At 61.5% G+C, this 14,393-nt stretch carries 16 protein-coding genes; 11 read left to right on the top strand and 5 right to left on the bottom strand.

Going from position 1 to position 14,393, the window contains the following annotated elements; genetic code table 11:
• Nucleotides 1–287 precede the first annotated feature (287 nt).
• Entirely contained in the window at nucleotides 288–1,334 is a 1,047-nt protein-coding gene (locus LC060_RS12030; RefSeq protein WP_226635872.1) for a hypothetical protein, read from the top strand.
• A gap of 546 nt (nucleotides 1,335–1,880) precedes the next feature.
• Complete coding sequence (locus LC060_RS12025; protein WP_226635864.1) at nucleotides 1,881–2,213, top strand: hypothetical protein; 333 nt, start codon at nucleotides 1,881–1,883, stop codon at nucleotides 2,211–2,213.
• A 249-nt stretch (nucleotides 2,214–2,462) separates the two neighbouring features.
• Here LC060_RS12025 and LC060_RS12020 read toward each other — a convergent pair whose 3' ends face one another.
• Nucleotides 2,463–2,765, bottom strand: a complete 303-nt coding sequence (locus LC060_RS12020; protein WP_226635862.1) for a hypothetical protein — start codon at nucleotides 2,763–2,765, stop codon at nucleotides 2,463–2,465.
• A 641-nt stretch (nucleotides 2,766–3,406) separates the two neighbouring features.
• On the bottom strand, nucleotides 3,407–4,303 hold the full coding sequence (locus LC060_RS12015) for a LysR family transcriptional regulator (RefSeq protein ID WP_226635860.1): 897 nt from the start codon (nucleotides 4,301–4,303) through the stop codon (nucleotides 3,407–3,409).
• Nucleotides 4,304–4,434: 131 nt separating this feature from the next.
• On the opposite strand from LC060_RS12015, the gene LC060_RS12010 reads away from it, so the two are divergent.
• On the top strand, nucleotides 4,435–5,559 hold the full coding sequence (locus LC060_RS12010; protein WP_226635858.1) for an alkene reductase: 1,125 nt from the start codon (nucleotides 4,435–4,437) through the stop codon (nucleotides 5,557–5,559).
• A 310-nt stretch (nucleotides 5,560–5,869) separates the two neighbouring features.
• The gene (locus LC060_RS21130; protein WP_226636531.1) at nucleotides 5,870–6,169 is read left to right on the top strand and encodes a GNAT family N-acetyltransferase; all 300 of its coding nucleotides are present in this window, start codon (nucleotides 5,870–5,872) and stop codon (nucleotides 6,167–6,169) included.
• Nucleotides 6,170–6,253: 84 nt separating this feature from the next.
• On the opposite strand, the gene LC060_RS12000 is transcribed toward LC060_RS21130, so the two are convergent.
• On the bottom strand, nucleotides 6,254–6,541 hold the full coding sequence (locus LC060_RS12000) for a BrnA antitoxin family protein (protein ID WP_226635856.1): 288 nt from the start codon (nucleotides 6,539–6,541) through the stop codon (nucleotides 6,254–6,256).
• On the bottom strand, nucleotides 6,538–6,783 hold the full coding sequence (locus tag LC060_RS11995) for a BrnT family toxin (RefSeq protein WP_226635854.1): 246 nt from the start codon (nucleotides 6,781–6,783) through the stop codon (nucleotides 6,538–6,540). Before LC060_RS11995 ends, LC060_RS12000 begins: the two co-directional genes overlap by 4 nt.
• 887 nt (nucleotides 6,784–7,670) lie before the next feature.
• On the opposite strand from LC060_RS11995, the gene LC060_RS11990 reads away from it, so the two are divergent.
• The 3 genes from LC060_RS11990 to LC060_RS11980 all read left to right on the top strand — a co-directional run bounded on the left by LC060_RS11990 (nucleotide 7,671) and on the right by LC060_RS11980 (nucleotide 10,763).
• Complete coding sequence (locus LC060_RS11990; protein WP_226635852.1) at nucleotides 7,671–9,455, top strand: ParB/RepB/Spo0J family partition protein; 1,785 nt, start codon at nucleotides 7,671–7,673, stop codon at nucleotides 9,453–9,455.
• A 55-nt stretch (nucleotides 9,456–9,510) separates the two neighbouring features.
• Nucleotides 9,511–9,732 (top strand): RNA polymerase sigma factor, encoded by a 222-nt coding sequence (locus tag LC060_RS11985; RefSeq protein WP_226635850.1) that lies wholly within the window; start codon nucleotides 9,511–9,513, stop codon nucleotides 9,730–9,732.
• A gap of 101 nt (nucleotides 9,733–9,833) precedes the next feature.
• Nucleotides 9,834–10,763: a HEPN domain-containing protein gene (locus LC060_RS11980; protein ID WP_226635849.1), complete on the top strand. Its 930-nt coding sequence runs from the start codon at nucleotides 9,834–9,836 to the stop codon at nucleotides 10,761–10,763.
• A 21-nt stretch (nucleotides 10,764–10,784) separates the two neighbouring features.
• Here LC060_RS11980 and LC060_RS11975 read toward each other — a convergent pair whose 3' ends face one another.
• Nucleotides 10,785–11,147 (bottom strand): hypothetical protein, encoded by a 363-nt coding sequence (locus tag LC060_RS11975; RefSeq protein WP_226635847.1) that lies wholly within the window; start codon nucleotides 11,145–11,147, stop codon nucleotides 10,785–10,787.
• A gap of 364 nt (nucleotides 11,148–11,511) precedes the next feature.
• Here LC060_RS11975 and rlxS point away from each other — a divergent pair, with 364 nt between their 5' ends.
• The 4 genes from rlxS to LC060_RS11955 are packed head-to-tail and all read left to right on the top strand — an operon-like array spanning nucleotide 11,512 to nucleotide 14,376.
• The gene (rlxS, locus tag LC060_RS11970) at nucleotides 11,512–13,464 is read left to right on the top strand and encodes a relaxase/mobilization nuclease RlxS (protein ID WP_226635845.1); all 1,953 of its coding nucleotides are present in this window, start codon (nucleotides 11,512–11,514) and stop codon (nucleotides 13,462–13,464) included.
• Between the two features lie 44 nt (nucleotides 13,465–13,508).
• Nucleotides 13,509–13,958, top strand: coding sequence for a CopG family transcriptional regulator (locus tag LC060_RS11965; RefSeq protein ID WP_226635843.1), 450 nt, complete (start codon nucleotides 13,509–13,511; stop codon nucleotides 13,956–13,958).
• Nucleotides 13,955–14,143: a helix-turn-helix domain-containing protein gene (locus LC060_RS11960; protein WP_214198258.1), complete on the top strand. Its 189-nt coding sequence runs from the start codon at nucleotides 13,955–13,957 to the stop codon at nucleotides 14,141–14,143. Before LC060_RS11965 ends, LC060_RS11960 begins: the two co-directional genes overlap by 4 nt.
• A gap of 32 nt (nucleotides 14,144–14,175) precedes the next feature.
• On the top strand, nucleotides 14,176–14,376 hold the full coding sequence (locus LC060_RS11955; RefSeq protein WP_226635841.1) for a hypothetical protein: 201 nt from the start codon (nucleotides 14,176–14,178) through the stop codon (nucleotides 14,374–14,376).
• The last annotated feature ends 17 nt before the right edge of the window (nucleotides 14,377–14,393 follow it).

The raw sequence follows: 14,393 nt of genomic DNA, 5'->3' as shown, positions 1-14,393 counted from the left end.
GCCCGCGCCCTGCAACCGTCATGACGCGCGGAGCAAACGAGAGCCGTGCGCCTAAAGCTGTGCCGTGTCCCAACAAGCCAGGTCGAGCTGACATGGAGCCGCTTGGCCCCGGCCCCGCCCGCTTGGCCGTGGTCCACTGTCTGGATCTGCCGCAAGGTCAGGATTACCGACGTCCTCCAGTCGTATCGCATGACGGCCAGTCCATCGCCTTCTGGGGGCAGGGGCAGACCAGTCCGCTCGACGTTGTCACATTTGACGCTGGCCCCGGGTTTCGAAAGCCAAATCGCGTGACGTTTCGAGATTTCGGCACGGGGAGGCGGGGCGATCGTCAAGATGCGCTTGCCTGGGCGCTCGACGGAGCGGGCCTCTGGTCGGTCGAGCAGAAGGTCATGCAGCCGAGTGGTTTTGCGTCGAGTGGCCTCATGCCCATCCTTATAAGCCGCGACGGGGACGTACGGCGCTTTGCTCCGCCCAAACACGCCGCGGGGCCGTTGGACGCGCTCGCCTGGGGCGGCGCTGACGGGCGGGCGATCGCGCAATTCGGCACGCGTGGACATCGTTACCGGCCTGAGCACACTGATCCGTCCCCCACTCTGGCTATGATTGACGTGGAGCACGGGCAAATACTCGATACCCTTGATGCCAAAGATGCCGAGGCGCTCAAACTTCGCGCCGAGGCTTACAACGGGTTCAGCTCTTTTGACATCTCGGCTGTTCAATCGCCGGACGGGCGCCTTCACGCCCTGCTGCAATTCCAGCGGGTTCTGGCCCCTTCACGCGGGCCTGCTCCAAGCAGCGGCCCGGCTCCCCGGCACTATCTTCCGGCAGCCTGGCTCCTGTGGACGCAGGGTCAAAAACCAGTCCCCCTTACCCCGTTTAGCAAGGATCGCTTCGCGCACGCCGTATTGACCCCCGACGGATCGCATATCCTGGCTTGGCGCCCCCTTCAGCCGGCGGGGGCAGACATCGTCGCAGAATGCTACGCGAACTGCCCGGTTCGGCCAAAGCCAAAGCCGGTCGAAGCAATCCTGGCCGCGCTCATCGACGGGAAGGATGGGCAAAAGGTGTGGAGTTTGAAGGCCCGAGCCGATGAGCACTGGACCGCATCGCGCGGCCCGACAGTCAGCCCTGACGGTCGGCATGCGCTCATCCCGCTCCCCAGTGTCGACAAGCGTCAGATCCTTGCGCTTCTATCGATGGAAGACGGGCGCATCCTTCAACGCTTCTCACTCGCCTGCAGCGGTTGCTATCCGCAAAGCTTCGGTTTTACGCGCGGCGGCCGCCAGATGTGGATTGGTGTAACGAACCGTCTGGCTTTCTACGATCTACGCTAGGCCTGTGGCCACCTGCTCCCCCGGCGGTCAACCGCCGTACAGCAGGATCGAAATCGAAAAGAGGACTGGCCGCTTGCAAGCGCATCCAAGCGACCTCGGAGCGACTGACTAGGGCGCGCAGTCGCCGGGAGGACTGCCTAAAGCACTTCACCCTGTCGATAGGCAATCTTGGCTGGGCCCTGAACTTTGGCTCCGCGTTTTGTGCGCCACACGGTCGGTATGTGATCTATACGAGTGAGAAGAGTGCCGAGAAAGTCGGCAACCGCCCCACCTTCATGGCTGGTTTCGACATGGATGCGAAGAGCGTCGGGATCGGTGCCAAAATTTCGAACGACTACATCGGCACCAAAAATGCGTTGTGCAGCTTCTCGGATGAAAGATGCCTGCTCGGGCGTGAGTTTGCAGGGCTTCTGCGGCGGTGTCGGTGGATTGGCGGGCGGCATGGCGAACACATAACCCGCACGAACGAGATCCGCTATGGGCGCGCAGCCGGCCAGTCACACACGCCCCCTTGTGGATATTCGGCCAACAGAGCAAACTCGGGCGATGACAGCCTATGCAGAAGTTGATCCGGTCATCGACGTTTGGGCGCAAGCCACGGTCAAAAAGCTTTTCACCGAATGGGCGGATCAGCCCGCGAGGTTCGCTTACATACCGGGGCTACGGGCGTTTGAGTGCTTTCAAATCTCAATAGACCCGCCCTTTGCTGGTCGTGTTGCTGTATCGGCTCGATCCGTCGATACCGATGATGAAAGCGAATTCGACGAGCGCTGGGAGGGAGCAACTGAAGCGCTTCCCGTTCTCCTCGAAGAGGCCGCCGCTACGGTACAAAAGTGGATGAACCGCCCAACAGCTAGGAGCTCGGGTCGACAAACCTAACCGGACAGACGGCTTCTTGGCGCGCCAGATTGGCCCTCGAACGACCGACAAGGGCGCCGACCTGCCAACCCTCGAAGTCATGGCGCGTGGCCAGCCCGCCGGCACCAGGAGGCCGGGGCCGATTGCGGAATGTCAGATCTGGCGGGGGAGCGCAGGATATTTGTCGTTCCGGAAAATATGCTCATCTCTTCCGTAAAATCTTGGAGGCGACAATATGCCATCGCCTCCAAGCATCATGCCCTTAGTTGCTCATGGGGCATTTAGGTATATCACCAAAATCACCAGTGAGATTGAGACGATAAATAGGGCGCCTGTAATTAAATCTCGGATTTTTAATCGATCTACATGTTCTGATCTATAGGTTCGGTATTGATGTAATACGCTTGGATCTGAAGCCAGAAGGCCGAGATCTAGAGGGGTCGCGACGCGAGAAAACCAATTATGCAACTCTTCGAGTTCGTGTTCGGTTAAATTGGGATATCCTAATAAAATATTACGCGCACGTTCACGATCTTCAGTCGCAGCCAAGCTGCCTGTTTCTTTCGGTTTCATATTGCAGGAACTTCCTGAGTAAATTTCGTATCATGCACACAGAGCGCGCACGGATCGGAAACTAGCTCAGGATTTGGGAGGCCCGGTGCTATCCGGGGGAAATCCTGGATGCCTGCGTGGGGAGAAAGTTTGCCTTTCTGGGACAAGGGGTGGCCCCTCGATTGCCGCTGAACAGTCAGCCGTCTGAAAGGCCCATCGAAATGGGATATGAAGCTTCTGGTCAGGTGCTACTCTCGGGCTAAAACCATGAGTATCCCGGCTCGCCGCCACAGCGACATCAACAGTCGTCGCACTGAATGCCGAGCCCTGCGTAACGTCAAACGTGACCTGGAACGGTTGCAGGGCATTTAGCCCAATGAGCGCCAGCAGTCCGGCGATCCAAATCCGGAAGCTCGATTGATTGGAAAGCTGGCATGACATTCTAGGTGCCTAACCGCAGTTGCTGTCTTGAACAAGGGGCAGGTGCTGCTTGCCATCTGGACACCGGACTGGACCGGTCCAGAGACCTACAAAACGCTCCTGAGGCGCCCGACTTGGGCGCTTCCATGCTGCCCACCTGAAGGCTTGAGCCAGCCTTTGGTATCCAGAGATTTTGCCCTTTGTAATCATGGAATTGCATGACCGAAAATCAGCCCTTCAAACTATGGCCGGATCTCGGATTGGGCCCACTGCCGCATGAAATCTACGAACGCGCGTGTCTTGGGGGACTGGTAGCGGCCCGATGGCCAGATCAAGTTCATTACGCCGTCTCTTTGCATTTGCCCTGGGAGAATCTCGACCAAGCGTCCCTCAGCGAAATGTCGGTGCACAATAAACGTTGGAAACGAAGCAATTCCTGCACCGGCCAACACCATGTCCAGTATAGGATCGATGATGTCGGCCGAGTGGCTCACGGGAACAGACAGGTCTTTATCGTTGAGCAAGGGCCAGGGTGCGATACGGCCTGTCGACAATCGCTGGCGCAAGCACACGTGATCGATCAGTTCTTCTGGTTCTTGCGGCGTTCCGGCATGCTCCAGGTAAAGGGGGCTGGCTGCAAGGCACCAAGTGAAATCCCCCAGCTTTTGTTGCATCAACCGGGAATCCGACTGGCCGCCCGTCCTGATTACGACATCGAAACCTTCCGCGATGACGTCGACCATCCGGTCACTGAATTCCAATTCAAGCTGCACGCATGGATAGCGCTGTGAAAAATCCGCGAGCGGCTTGCCAAAGATATCGGCTGACAGCGGGAGCCCGACCCGTAGGCCCCCTCGCAACTCGGTTGCCGAACTTTGAAGTTCCGCCTCGGCTTCCTCCAGTTCGATAAGAATCCGCTTCGCACGCACAAGAAGCAAAGCTCCTGGTTCAGTCAGAGACAGCGTGCGAGTGGTTCGGTGAAAGAGTTGGACGCCGAGTTGATGTTCCAGGCGTGCAATGGCTTTGCCTACGGCCGACGACGTCAAGCCAAGCGATATTCCTCCCTGCTTGAAGCCGCCTGCTTCGGCGGCGGCCACGAAAGCCCGGATGGCTGTGATACTATCGACGCTGCTGACCATTGTGCGGCTCGATTTGAAGGGACGTTCCGATTGGAGAATATTTGTCCGTAGTGAAATTCACAACTCCCATCTTATCCGCAATCATCCACGGGCCTATTTCCGCCGTCTCCCTTGGCGACAGGAAAGGAAGTATGTCCAAACTCTTTGAAACGTTTCGTCTAGCACACCGCGATCTCGCAAATCGGGTCGTTATGGCACCATTGACCCGCGCTCGGGCTCCCGAAGACATCGCCAGCGAGCGCGTTGCCCTCTACTACACCCAGCGGGCCAGCGCTGGGCTCATCGTCAGTGAGGGAACGCCCATTTCCAGAGAGGGGCAGGGATATCTCTTCAATCCGGGAGTCTTCACGCCCGAGCAGATTGCGGGTTGGAAGCTGACCACCGATTCCGTGCGCGCCAACGGCGGTGCCATGTTCGCGCAACTCTGGCATGTCGGCCGTGTATCCCACCCGACAATTCAGGAAGATGGAAAGGCGCCGGTCAGTGCCAGCTCGAAAATTGCTGAAGGCGCGCTGGCCTTCGGCTACGATGAAAATGGCGAAGCCGGGCTGATCGCGACGAGCACACCCCGTCCGCTTGAAACCCATGAAATCGGTCGTGTCGTCGAAGACTTTGCCCAAGCCGCTGCGAACGCGATCGAAGCCGGGTTCGATGGCGTGGAGATACATGGGGCCAATGGCTACCTCCACGAGCAATTCCTCAATCCGCGGGTGAACGACAGGGCCGATGAATACGGCTCCCAGTCGCTTGAAAACCGCCTGCGTTTCACGCTGGAAGTGGTTGATGCGGTGATCGAGAGGATTGGCCGTGAACGGGTGGGTATTCGCCTCTCGCCCTATGGTCAGCTGTTCGACATGCCGCTCTATCCCGAAATTGATGAGACCTACGCCGCTTTGAGCAAGGCATTGGGTGAACGTCACATCGCCTATGTCCATCTCATGGATCAGGGCGGCTTTCAGATGGGCGACGGCACCGGCGCGGACACAGGCGACAAGTTCGCTGCGCTTATGAAACTCATCAAGGGCAACCTTCCTGAAACGGCCTTGATCCTGGCCGGAGGGATGACCCGCGAACGAGCAGAAATCCTGATCTCGCAGAACGTCATCGATCTTGCCGCGTTCGGGCAGGCATTCATCTCGAACCCCGACCTGGTGAACCGCCTCAAGCATAATCTGCCGCTAAGCGAAGCAGACCATTCGACCTTCTATGGTGGCGGAGCTGAAGGTTACATCGATTATCCACCTTATCGGGGCTAACCGTTCCGAAACCGTGTGCGAGGGTGCCTTCAAACCGCGTGACGCCCTCGCAACCGGATCCCTGCTAGGGAATGGCATACCACCAATGCCGAACACCCGGTTCGAAGAAGACGATTATGCATCAGTCACTTGCAACATTACCACAGATCACTTCCGCGCGGCTCTCGATCAGGCCGCTATCGATCAATGATGTCGATGACCTCGCTGGCATGACTGACGATCCCGCGATTACGGATGTGATTCACTTCCTACCTTCTCCCTTCACGCGATCTGATGCCTTCGCACTGATAGGCCAGAACGACGACAGAAACTGCTTTCTTGGAGCTTTCTCGATGGGGGACTGATCGGCGTCGTTGGCACTCATCTGCACGATGAAGACAGACTCGAAGTCGGCTACTGGATCGCGTCACGCCACCAGCGACAAGGGTTTGCCCTGGAGGCCGTCTCCAACGTCATTTCCCGGATACGGGAACTCTATCCTGAAAGGCAGATCACCGCGGAGTGCAGGATTGGCAACAAGGCCTCCTGGGCACTTCTCCATAAGTTGGGTTTTCGATCAGTTGGGCGTCCCGGGCACCGTCCTGGCCGCGAGCTGCTCGTTTGTCGCTGATCGGCCACTCTCTTGCGACACCCCCATCCGCTTTTGCAGGCCCAAGATCGGTGACGGCTCGTCAGCAAAGGGCGCAAAGTGGCTTTAGTGCGCTGCCACCCAGTCCTTGAGAGCGGCATCGATCCGTGACTGCCAACCGGGCCCCCCGGATTTGAAATGTTCGATCACCTCGGGTGAAAGGCGCAGCGTGGTGCTGATCTTTTTCGGGGATTTCTGCGGACCGCGCGAGCGAATCGTCTTTGCAAGGCCGGGGAAGGTCTCGGTGAAAGGCTTTGCCTTGGCGAAGTCCTCGACCGTCCATTCGGGGTTGTCGCTGACCGCATCCATATCGGCCTTGGTGTATCCGGGAGCGGTGTGTTTCGGGTCGGTCATGGCAGGAGCCTCTGTTCCGTAAGGCTGGCCGGGCGGGCAGAAATGATCGAGACGCCTTCGGTGCCCAGCACAGCGAAAATCACCGTGATCGTGCCGTTCATCTCACCGATGGCGGCAAAGCGTCCGTCCTTCGCGGGGATGACCAGGGCGGAGAGGAAGAACCCTTCGCCCACATCGGCAAAGTCGATCCCGTGCTTGACGAGGTTCGCTTGCCGTTTCGGTTCATCCCACACGATGATCATCGTTTTTTGTAGGTACGATTTGAGTGATCGTCAATCGCTTTTTGTAACTACAATTTGCACATGGCGTCGGTATTGATCTTTGGGTCCCTCTGGTGATGCGCAGCCGCTTGAACATCTTGGCAGAGATGAGGAGCGCGGGGCGAGCGCGCTGGTCGAGCGGAGGCTTGCTCTGTTCCATCGGCGAGCCGTCAGGCGGTACGGTGTCGGCCACGCGGCTGAGGTTCGAGCAGCGAAGGGCCTGTCGCTTGCACGTCATGCGCCCGTGGGCCGGATTGAGCCCCTGGCGCGCCCGTCTTCGCCGCTGACGGAGGTGGTTGGCGAGGGAAGGTTGGTCTCAGAATCTCTGTCGGTTCGGGTCACGCATGGAACGGTGGACTTGGGCGTGAAACAGCGACTGCATTCCCTCCAAATCTTGGTGGTCTTCGTGAAGGCTTTGGCGGCTGCCTTGGGAAGGGGCGCAGTCTGGCGGTTCAGGTAGATGGATCAGGCTTGCGATCTTTGACGCGAGGCAATCATTGCAGGCTGACCCGCGCCGATGGCGCGGCCGGGCTCTATTTCGCTGACGCTCAACCAAGCCACCGGCTGCGCCGCCGTCTCGTCGGCAGAGCCGTGACGATCCCTGTCAGGGGGCGCATCCCTTCAAGTGTCGCCGCGCTGACCCGCGCGGCGGCGCTGGCCTTTGTCGGCTCCAAGGTGGCGGGGGGCGTCGCTGCCCGATAGCCCCGCCGCGACGGGGCGCAACCCGTCCGCTTCGCTCCCGGGTCCTTCACGTTGCTACGGCCTTGCAGGTGCGCCCCGCCTTTGCCGGCGGGGCTGCTGGTTCGCTCCTGCCGCCCCCCGCCACCCTGGCGCCGGTCAATGGCGGTTGAAGGAAGGAGTGAAGCAAAATGGAACTCATGCACATCGACCTTGCGCGTCTCTCGGTGTCCAGCCTCAACATGCGGGGCACGAAGAAGACCTGCGACATCGCCAATATCCTGCCCTCGGTGCGCGCACGCGGCGTACTGGTGCCGCTGATCGTTCGCGAGCTGCCCGGTACGGGGGAAGAGGGGAACGACAGCCCGCCCGCTTATGAAATCCTCGCAGGCAAGCGCCGCTATCATGCAGCCCGTACCGTTGCCGAAGAAGGCGGCGGCATCGAGGACCTGCCCTGCGCGGTGATCGAACCGGGCGACGATGCAGCCGCCTTGGAAGCCTCGCTGATCGAGAACGTGGCCCGGCTCGATCCCGACGAAATGACCCGCTGCGAAACCTTCACCCGGCTGGTGCGCGAAGGACGCGACGTGGACGGCATCGCGCAGACTTTCGGTCTGACCGCCTTGCAGGTGAAGCGCACGCTGGCGCTCGGCAATCTGGTGCCGCGTTTGCGCAATCTCTATCGCTCGGACGGCATCGATGCGGTGTCCTTGCGGCACCTGACAATGGCCTCGAAGGCGAAGCAGAAGGAATGGCTGGACCTGCACGACGACGAGCGGGCGACCGCGCCGACCGGGGCCTGGCTCAAGGCTTGGCTGTTCGGCGGGGCATCGATCCCGGTGAGCGCGGCGCTGTTCGACATCGAGGCTTGCAAGATTGAAACAATCGCCGATTTGTTCGGAAACGAGGCCTATTTTGCCTCTTCGGAAGCCTTTTGGGGCCTCCAGATGGCCGAAGTCGACAATCGGGCCCAGCATCTGCGAGAGGCCGGTTGGGGCGAAGTGGTCGTGCTGGAGAGGGGCGACACCTTCCATTCGTGGGAACACGAACGCATGGCGCAGGCCAAGGGCGGGCGGGTCTATATCGCCATCGGGCATCGCGGCGACGTCACCTTCCACGAAGGCTATGTGACCATGAAGGAAGCGAGGCGACTGGAACGCGGGGAGGCCTTGGAGAAGGTCGCCCGGCCCGAAGTGTCGAGCACGGTGAACGCCTATATCGACCTGCACCGCCATGCCGCCGTGCGGGCCAGACTGGTGGAAGATGCCGGGCTGTCGCTGCGGGTGATGGTTGCCCATGCGATTGCCGGGTCTTGTCTATGGTCGGTGCGGATCGAGCCGCAGAAGGCCTCCAACGATGCGGTGGCCGAGAGCGTCGAGAATTGTCTTTCGGAAAGCCTGTTCGATGCAAGGCGGCGCGAGGTTCTGACCCTGCTCGGCTTTGATGCCGACACGCCGACCGTCACCGCAGGCAATCCCGATGGGGCGGGGCTTTGCGGGTTGCTGCGCCGTCTGATTGCGCTGGACGATGCCGAAGTGCTGCGGGTTCTGGCCGTGGTCATGGGCGAAACGCTTAGCATCGGCACCAGCCTGATCGAGATGCTCGGCCAGCACATGGCCGTGACTATGGCCGATGTCTCGCAGGCCGACGATGCCTTGCTCGATGCCGTGCGTGACCGCGAAGTGATCGGGCGTCTGCTGGCCGATGTCGCGGGCGAGAAGGTCGCCGCCGAGAACGCCAAGGCAACGAGCAAGGTCCAGCGCGGCATCATCCGCGATTGCCTGACGGGGAGCAATGGACGGCGCAAGCGCGAGAGCTGGGTGCCCCGCTGGATGGCGTTCCCGGCCACTGCGTACACCGAGCGCGGGGGCGTTGGCAGTGTCGAGCGTTCGGTGCGGATCGCTGAGAATGCCGAAGCTGTCGAGGCCGAAGGAGCCGAGCCAGATACCCCGAACCCGCTGCCGCAGGCGGCCTGATGAGTGAGCCCGGTGGCCAAGGTCGCCGGGCTCCTCCGCATAGGAGACAAGGCCCATGGAACAGGACTTCAATCCCGAACGCCTGCGCCGGATCGAGGCGGCGCTGCTCGAACTCACCAACCTCGACCGCCAGATATTCCTCGCGATGCGGCTCCACAGCATGTCCGTCGAGGAGATCGCCCGGCGCACCGGATTGTCGCAGCGGCAAGTGGTGAAGCGCCTCGGGCGTGCCATCCGCCATCTGGGCAAGCGGCTGGACGAGTTGGGCAGGGAATAGCGTGCGGGTTCCTACTGCACGCGGCAAGGGCTGGTCCTGTGCAGGACCGGCCCTTGCACTTTGCTCTTGGCAACTGGGATGTTAGGCGCGAGTCTGTGCCCATGAAAACGAGCCTCGACCATCTCCCGGCGAACAAGCAGCGCGAGCTCGAGCGCGTGGTGCAGATCGTCTTCGAGGAATTCGAGGACGCCTTCGCGCTTTCGACGCAGAATTGGAAGAAGAAGGGGCGCATCCTCAAGATCGTGCTCTACGGCAGCTATGCCCGGGGCAACTGGATCGACGAGCCGCACACCGCCAAGGGCTACAAGTCGGACTACGATCTGCTGGTCATCGTCAGTGACAAGCGGCTGACCGACCGGGTCAAGTACTGGACCCGCGTCGATGAACGGCTGATGCGCGAATACGGCATCACCGAGAGCCTCAAGACGCCGGTCAATTTCATCGTCCACACCATGCAGGAAGTGAACGACGGGCTCGCCCAGGGCCGCTACTTCTTCATGGACATCGCCCGCGACGGCATCGGGCTTTACGAGGCCGACGACAGCGAATTGGCGACCCCCAAGCCGAAGACCCCGCATGCCGCGCTGGATCTGGCGAAAGAGTACTACGGGGAGTGGTTCCCAGCTGCCCAGAAGCGCTTCAATGGAGCCAAATTCCATATCTCAGAAGGTAATCTGAAAGATGCGGCCTTCGATATGCATCAGACGGCAGAACGTCTCTACCACTGCGTCCTGCTGGTCTCGACCTTCTACACACCGCACGTCCACAATCTGGCGTTCCTGCGCACCCAGGCCGAGCGTCTCGATCCTCGGCTGGTCTACGCCTGGCCGCGCGAGAACCGCTGGCAGCGCGGCATGTTCGAGAAGCTCAAGGAAGCCTACGTCAAGGCCCGCTACTCCAAGCACTACACCGTGAGCGAGGAAGAGCTGACCTGGCTCGGCGAACAGGTCGAGGAACTCGGTCGCGTCGTCCAGACCGTGTGCTCCGAGCGCATCGCCCAGCTCGAAGAGACCGCCCGCGAAGCCAGCTGATCGGCTGGCTTCCATTCCCTTTCAGACGCGCTCCTCGACCACGATGTCGAGGGTCAGTTGCAGCACATCCTCGTCCGCATTGGCTGCGACAGGCTGCAGGGTTTCCTGGCCGCAAGCGAGCGTGATCCACTCGAAATTTGAGGTCAGATCGACCCGGTCACCGTCATCGTGACGCGTGATGCGAACCTGCGCTGCGCCTTCGACCGCGAGGGCAAAACGGCAGGTGAAAGCACCGTCCAGGAACGTCCCACGCAGCAAGGTTCCATCTGAAAACGCCAGCGAAAACCCCTCGGTAATCCCACGCGCCGGTACCTCGAGACGCGTCTCGATATGGCCCGTCAGAAGCAGGCTCGATTTGCCTCCAACCTCAATGTGAACACCCATGCTGCCATGCCTCCATGCGACTCGATGCGGGTCGCCCTGATATAGAACATATGGCGAACATCGTGAAGGCCGTGTCTTCGGCAGGGCGGGTGAGGGGAGGCAGACGGGGGTGATCGCAGGAGAGGGGGATAGGGCGTAAGGCAAGGTAAAGGCAGGTGTCTCGCGCCCCCTGCTAACTGTCTGTCTGCACATCGTTTTTGTGGGAGATTAGGGGCGCTTGGGGAACGTCGTATGCCTCCACGACGAGATTGCGGGGGAAAATCGCGTGGATTTGCGCTGGTTTGGCGCGAGACACCGGTGGAGGACCTTGAAGCGTTGGGTCGGTCCTCCCTCATCGGGTCTTTTGGACCTGGAGGTGAACCTGATGGACGACGACTTCGATGTCTGGCTTGGCCATATGGGCAAGGAGCGTCCCCTTCGCCACGACCTGCTCCGGGCAGTCAACCAGGCCGGAGGGAACGGAGCCCGCAAAGCCCGGTCCCGTGGTCGGTTTACCGGCAGCCGGATCGGGCGGGGATCAACGATCGGAACGGTGCTGGGAAACGCCGGGCGTTTTTCCAATCCGCGCGCCCGGCGCGTGATCGTCAAAGCGCGCTTCGTGAAGCTGGCGGGGAAGGGCGCCAAGGCCGCCGCCGCGCATCTGCGCTATCTCCAGCGCGACGGCACCACGCGCAAGGGCGAACGAGGCGATCTTTACGGCCCCGATCGCGACGAGGTCGACGGCAAGGCTTTCCTCGAACGCGGCACCGGCGATCGCCACCAGTTCCGCTTCATCGTCTCGGCCGAGGACGGGGCGCAGTATCCGGACCTCAAGCCGTTGACCCGCGATCTCATGAAGGACGTCGAGAAGGACCTGGGCACGCGCCTCGACTGGGTCGCGGTCGATCACTTCAACACCGGCCATCCCCACACCCATATCGTCGTGCGCGGTGTCGATGAACGCGGGCAGAATCTGATCATCGCGCGCGACTACATCCGCCACGGCATCGCTGGGCGCGCAAGCGACATCGTCAACCGCGATCTGGGCCCACGCACCGCGCACGAGATCGCGCAAGGCAATGCGCGTGAAGTGAGCCAGGAACGCTTCACCGGGATCGACCGCCGTCTGCTGCGCGATCGTGACGAGAATGGCATCGCTTCGGCCTGGCACCGCGATCCGGCCGAGCAGGCCTTGCGCGCTGCTCGGCTCGGCACGCTCCAGCGCATGGGACTGGCCCACGAGGAGGGCAAGGGGCGCTACCGGCTCGAAGAGGGCCTGGAAGCGTCGCTGCGGACCATGGGGACACGCCACGACATCATCGCCACCATGCACCGCGAGTTGAAAGCCACCCCGCAGGTACTCGCCCATGACTACGCCATTTACGAACCTAGCAAGGGCCAGAAGCTACTTGGCCGTATACAGGCCCGTGGGCTCTCCGATGAAATCCGCGATCGCCACTACCTCATTGTCGAGGCGACCGACGGGCGCTCGCACTACGTCGATCTGGGCCACGATCTGGCCGATGGGGCGATGACCGGGCGCCTGGTCGAGATTGCGCCCAGCCGCCACGGTCTGCGCGCCTCGGACAAGACGATCATGGAGGTCGCCGAAGCAAATGGAGGGCGCTACAGCATCGCCGCGCACCAGGCCCACGATCCGGGCGCGACGCGCACCTTTGCCGAGGCGCATGTGCGCAGGCTCGAAGCCATCCGCAAGGCGACCCGGAAGCTGGAGCGCGCGAGCGATGGCAGCTGGGCGATCGGACGCGATCACACCGCGCTCGTCGAGGGCTACGAACAGGCCCGAGGTCAGCGCCAACCCGTCCAAGTCTCTGTGGTAGCCGAGCGCGACCTGACGAGCCTTGCCCGTCACGACGGGCCGACCTGGCTTGACCGCAAATGCCTGGAGCCCGGACGGCTGCAACTTGACGGCAAGATCGGCGTCGAAATCCGCAATGCGTTGGCACGGCGTCAGCAATGGCTGATCGAGCAGGATCTGGCCCGGCAGGAAGGGGAGGCGATGGTCTACAAGCCCGACCTGATCGCGAGCCTCAAGCAGCGCGAGCTCACGCGCGTCGCCGGGCAGCTCGCGAAGGAGCTGGGCCTCGACTATTCGCAGAGCAGGGGCGGGTATCTGGAGGGCATCTACAAGCAGCCAGTCCAGATTGGCGAGGACAAATTCGCGGTGGTCGCGCGTTCGCGCGACTTCACGCTGGTGCCCTGGCAACCGGTGCTCGAACGTGAGCGGGGCCGTTTTGTCTCGGGGATCCAGCGGGGAGACGCGATCAACTGGACCATCGGCAAGGGCCGCGATCGCGGTCCGGAAATCGGCATGTAGATCGGCAGGGGCCCCAGCTGGCACCGGAGAGGTTCTGTCGGACCATGGCGCGCCGGTGCATCCTCGTGCGCATGCAGACGACCAAGACCCGCCACCAGTTCTATCTGCCCGACGTTCTCTCGGCCAAGCTCGAGGTGGCCGCCGCCGCGCCCGAGAGCTCGAAGACCGACGTTCTGACCAAGGCGCTGACCGCGTGGTTCGCGGCCGAGGAGGGACAGGCCATCGAAGCCAAGTTCGGGGTTACGCTTGCCCGTCAGGTGAAGGCCAGTGAAGCCCTCGAAAGGCAGATGGCGCATCTCACCGAAGTGGTTGGTTTGCTGGTGCGCCATCAGCTCACGATGACCGCGCACCACCCCGCCTTCGACGCCGAGACCCGGCACCTGGGCAAGCTTCGCTACGAGCAGTTCGTGCGCATGGCCGGTGAGCTTGCCGCCAAGGGCAAGGCATCGGGCCAAGGCCCCAAACCCGAGATCCAGCAGGAGTTCGATCTATGAGCGACAAGACCCCGGCCCCGACCGAGCCGATATCGGTGCGCATTCCCGAAGCCTGCCGGCTCACCGGGATCGGGCGCTCCAAGCTGTATGAGCTCATCGCTGAAGGCCGCATCGAGGTCGTCAAGGTGGGGGCGATCACCCTCGTGCCATACGCCAGTCTGCGCGGGCTCATCGAGAAGGGCTGAACGTCCGACAATCACGAAAGGAGATCGATCCCATGAATACCCTTGACCTGCGCCGTATCGAGGCCGTCATCACCGCCAGTATCGTGACCATGCCGATGAAGCTGCGCCGTGAGTTCGCCGATGATGGCAACCTGTTTCTTGATGATCAGGACGATGTTCTCATCCGGCGGATCATGGATGCGTTGCGGACCTGGGTGAAGGAGATGGATGAGGCGGACGCGAGGGATTGTTAGGCTATCCATCGATCAGA

The organism is Novosphingobium profundi, from assembly GCF_020524485.1.
In the GTDB taxonomy this organism is placed as follows: domain Bacteria; phylum Pseudomonadota; class Alphaproteobacteria; order Sphingomonadales; family Sphingomonadaceae; genus Novosphingobium; species Novosphingobium profundi_A.
This window is presented reverse-complemented; position numbering and strand designations above follow the sequence as displayed.

What these genes read in the sequence shown, in the direction of transcription:
- LC060_RS11955 (WP_226635841.1), top strand. Translation starts at nt 14,176, where the DNA reads ATGAATACCCTTGACCTGCGCCGTATCGAGGCCGTCATCACCGCCAGT.
- LC060_RS11965 (WP_226635843.1), top strand. Translation starts at nt 13,509, where the DNA reads ATGGCGCGCCGGTGCATCCTCGTGCGCATGCAGACGACCAAGACCCGC.
- LC060_RS11985 (WP_226635850.1), top strand. Translation starts at nt 9,511, where the DNA reads ATGGAACAGGACTTCAATCCCGAACGCCTGCGCCGGATCGAGGCGGCG.
- LC060_RS12000 (WP_226635856.1), bottom strand. Translation starts at nt 6,541, where the DNA reads ATGACCGACCCGAAACACACCGCTCCCGGATACACCAAGGCCGATATG.
- LC060_RS12010 (WP_226635858.1), top strand. Translation starts at nt 4,435, where the DNA reads ATGTCCAAACTCTTTGAAACGTTTCGTCTAGCACACCGCGATCTCGCA.
- LC060_RS11975 (WP_226635847.1), bottom strand. Translation starts at nt 11,147, where the DNA reads ATGGGTGTTCACATTGAGGTTGGAGGCAAATCGAGCCTGCTTCTGACG.
- LC060_RS11960 (WP_214198258.1), top strand. Translation starts at nt 13,955, where the DNA reads ATGAGCGACAAGACCCCGGCCCCGACCGAGCCGATATCGGTGCGCATT.
- LC060_RS11995 (WP_226635854.1), bottom strand. Translation starts at nt 6,783, where the DNA reads ATGATCATCGTGTGGGATGAACCGAAACGGCAAGCGAACCTCGTCAAG.
- LC060_RS12025 (WP_226635864.1), top strand. Translation starts at nt 1,881, where the DNA reads ATGACAGCCTATGCAGAAGTTGATCCGGTCATCGACGTTTGGGCGCAA.
- rlxS (WP_226635845.1), top strand. Translation starts at nt 11,512, where the DNA reads ATGGACGACGACTTCGATGTCTGGCTTGGCCATATGGGCAAGGAGCGT.
- LC060_RS12020 (WP_226635862.1), bottom strand. Translation starts at nt 2,765, where the DNA reads ATGAAACCGAAAGAAACAGGCAGCTTGGCTGCGACTGAAGATCGTGAA.
- LC060_RS12015 (WP_226635860.1), bottom strand. Translation starts at nt 4,303, where the DNA reads ATGGTCAGCAGCGTCGATAGTATCACAGCCATCCGGGCTTTCGTGGCC.
- LC060_RS11980 (WP_226635849.1), top strand. Translation starts at nt 9,834, where the DNA reads ATGAAAACGAGCCTCGACCATCTCCCGGCGAACAAGCAGCGCGAGCTC.
- LC060_RS11990 (WP_226635852.1), top strand. Translation starts at nt 7,671, where the DNA reads ATGGAACTCATGCACATCGACCTTGCGCGTCTCTCGGTGTCCAGCCTC.